A 2,790-nucleotide genomic window follows, 5' to 3' on the forward strand; every position below is an offset into this window, starting at 1 on the left:
CATAATCATCGTGAGACACGTTCGTAATTGAAAAGATTGCGCACGTCCTCTCAAATATAAGAGAGTCGTGAACTCTTTGCTTGATAGGTGAAATGAAGGAGTAACGCCCTGAAGCGCCTACTCTGATACTCCGACATGCGTCATTTCATATATTGGAAATGAGGTGTGAATCTCGGTGAAGTCGGCTGAAGGATACCGTCTGTTGATAAAAATAGTAATCGGCAACGAAATCTCTCTAGCGGTAGAGGGTGTATCTGATAGGCCGGGAGTCGTTAAACTCGATAAGGTGAGAATGTGGTAAAACACTGACGAACCGGCGAATGAAATGTCTATAAGTGGCGAGCACTCAGAAATGAGTACGTGGCTAACAGTAAGTTAGCTGTATTCCGTGGGCGAGTACCTATGGTGGTTCCGAAAGCTCCATGCACAGTTACAGGCTGTGGAGAGGATACTAGGCAAGAGTTGGCACCTAAGTTGAGAAATAAGATAAAGCAAAGGGAACGTGGAAAGCTGTCATCGTGGAGAGAATATACTCAATGAAGCGATTTTAAGGGGAATCCTAAAGAGGAAACTTAAATTTATGACAGTGAGAGTGGAGGCACGAGCAAAGAAATTTCTGTAATGGAAATGGAGCAACAGCCTCTAGCCGTTAGTTTGATATACTTCAACTCAGTCATAACAAAGGATTCTGGTATGACTCAAAAGGTCACGTACCGTAAAAGGAGCGTGATAGACCTTGAAAGAAAGTTTTAAGAAGATACCTCGAATGAAAAATACACGGTTACGCCATACAGAATATTATGGTATGACCGAAGTCTTCGATTCAATCTATGAGCAAAGTAATAAGGGTGAAAAATTTAAAAATTTGATGGCGATCATCACCTCAACAGATAATATTCTTCTAGCTTATCGAAATATCAAACGAAATAATGGTAGTGCAACACCTGGGATAGATAAGGTGACTATCTATGATATCGAAAAGCTGGATACAGAGGAGTTTGTCAACAAAGTAAGAAAACGTTTCACTCATTACAATCCTCGAAAAGTAAAACGAGTAGAGATTCCCAAGCCGAATGGGAAAACCAGACCATTGGGAATCCCGTCGATGTGGGATAGAGTCGCACAACAATGCATTCTACAAGTCCTAGAACCAATCTGTGAGCCAAAGTTTTATAAACACAGTTTTGGTTTTCGCCCAAATCGTTCAGCAGAAAATGCTGTTTCAACAGCGGCGGGGCGAATCAATCGAGCAAAAATGCAATATGTAGTCGATGTAGACATCAAAGGATTCTTCGATGAAGTCGATCATACAAAATTATTGCGACAGATATGGACATTGGGAATACAAGACAAACAACTACTCGTGATTTTGCGTAAAATGTTAAAAGCACCTGTCGAAATGCCGAATGGAGAAACGATCTATCCAACGAAAGGGACACCACAAGGTGGGATTCTTTCCCCTTTATTAGCAAACATCAATTTGAATGAGTTTGATTGGTGGATAGCAAAACAATGGGAAAGCTTCGAGTGCGAAAACATTAATGATCATTACATTGAAAAAGTCGGGCGCTGGAATCATAGTTACCGATATAAACAGTTGAGAAAAACTTCAACACTAAAAGAAATGTATATAGTCCGTTACGCGGATGACTTTAAAATCTTCACGACCACAAGAGCCAACGCTGAAAAAATATTTACGGCAAGCAAAATGTGGCTAGAAGAACGACTTCATTTACCGATTTCTCCGGAAAAATCTAAAATTACAAATTTGAAAAAGAAAAGCAGTGAATTTCTTGGATTTGAATTGAAAATGGAGCGTAAAGGATACGACAAAATGGGACGTAAGAATTACGTTTGCCAATCTCATATTTGTGATAAAGCCAAAAAGAGGATCAAGAAACAGCTCAAAGATCAGATAAAATTGATACAAAAGGCACCAAACGGTACTGACGTCACTCGTAACCTAAACATTTACAACAGTATGGTTATCGGGATTCATAATTATTATCAAATCGCAACGCAAGTTAATGACGATTTGATGCCGATCCAGTATCAATTAACTCAGGTAGAAAAGCATCGATTTAAACACTTGGGATTAAAGAAGACATCAAAATATAAAACTCGTGATAAAGGTATTCGACCTTATCTAAAATCAAAAATGACAAGGTATATCAACGATGTACCGATCATACCAATTGGTTTCATAAAGACGAGAACGGCTTTAATGAAACACAACGGTGTGTGCAAGTATACAGAAGAAGGTAGAAATCTGATTCATAAAAAGCTTCAAGTAGTTTCAGTGCAAGCACTTCAATGGCTTAGAAGTCATCCAGTAATTGGCGAACGAGCAACGATTGAGTTTAACGATAATCGTATATCTCTATATGTAGCTCAACAAGGAAAATGCGCTATTACTGGTGTGGAACTAGATATCACACAAATGCACTGTCACCATAAAATACCATGGATCAAATCAAAAAATGATCGATATTCTAATCTGATTTTGATTAGCGACACAATTCATCGAATGATACACGCAACACGTGAAGTGACGCTTCTATCTTATTTACAGGATTTAAACTTGTCAGATTCCCAATTAGAGAAAGTCAATAAATTACGAGTAGCAATAGGAAATACAAGAATTTCATTCAGTAATCAATTTAAGACCGGACTGAGACAAACATGAAGTAGCTAATTAACGGGGGAACGCCGTGTACGGTGAAAGTCGTACGCACGGTGTGAAGCGGGGGAAAAACTGGCGATAACATCAAAAGTTTACCTATCGCTATC

The 2,790-nt window shown here is 38.9% G+C and carries 1 protein-coding gene; it reads left to right on the forward strand.

Features of this window, described 5'->3' with window-relative positions; genetic code table 11:
* Window positions 1–766 precede the first annotated feature (766 nt).
* Window positions 767–2,686: a group II intron reverse transcriptase/maturase gene (gene ltrA, locus KQI58_RS22255; protein ID WP_216411119.1), complete on the forward strand. Its 1,920-nt coding sequence runs from the start codon at window positions 767–769 to the stop codon at window positions 2,684–2,686.
* Window positions 2,687–2,790: the final 104 nt, after the last annotated feature.

The organism is Enterococcus raffinosus (assembly GCF_018917525.1).
GTDB classification, from domain to species: domain Bacteria; phylum Bacillota; class Bacilli; order Lactobacillales; family Enterococcaceae; genus Enterococcus_A; species Enterococcus_A raffinosus_A.

Excerpts from the sequence above, each read along its gene's own strand:
- ltrA (WP_216411119.1), top strand. The coding sequence starts at position 767 with ATGAAAAATACACGGTTACGCCATACAGAATATTATGGTATGACCGAA.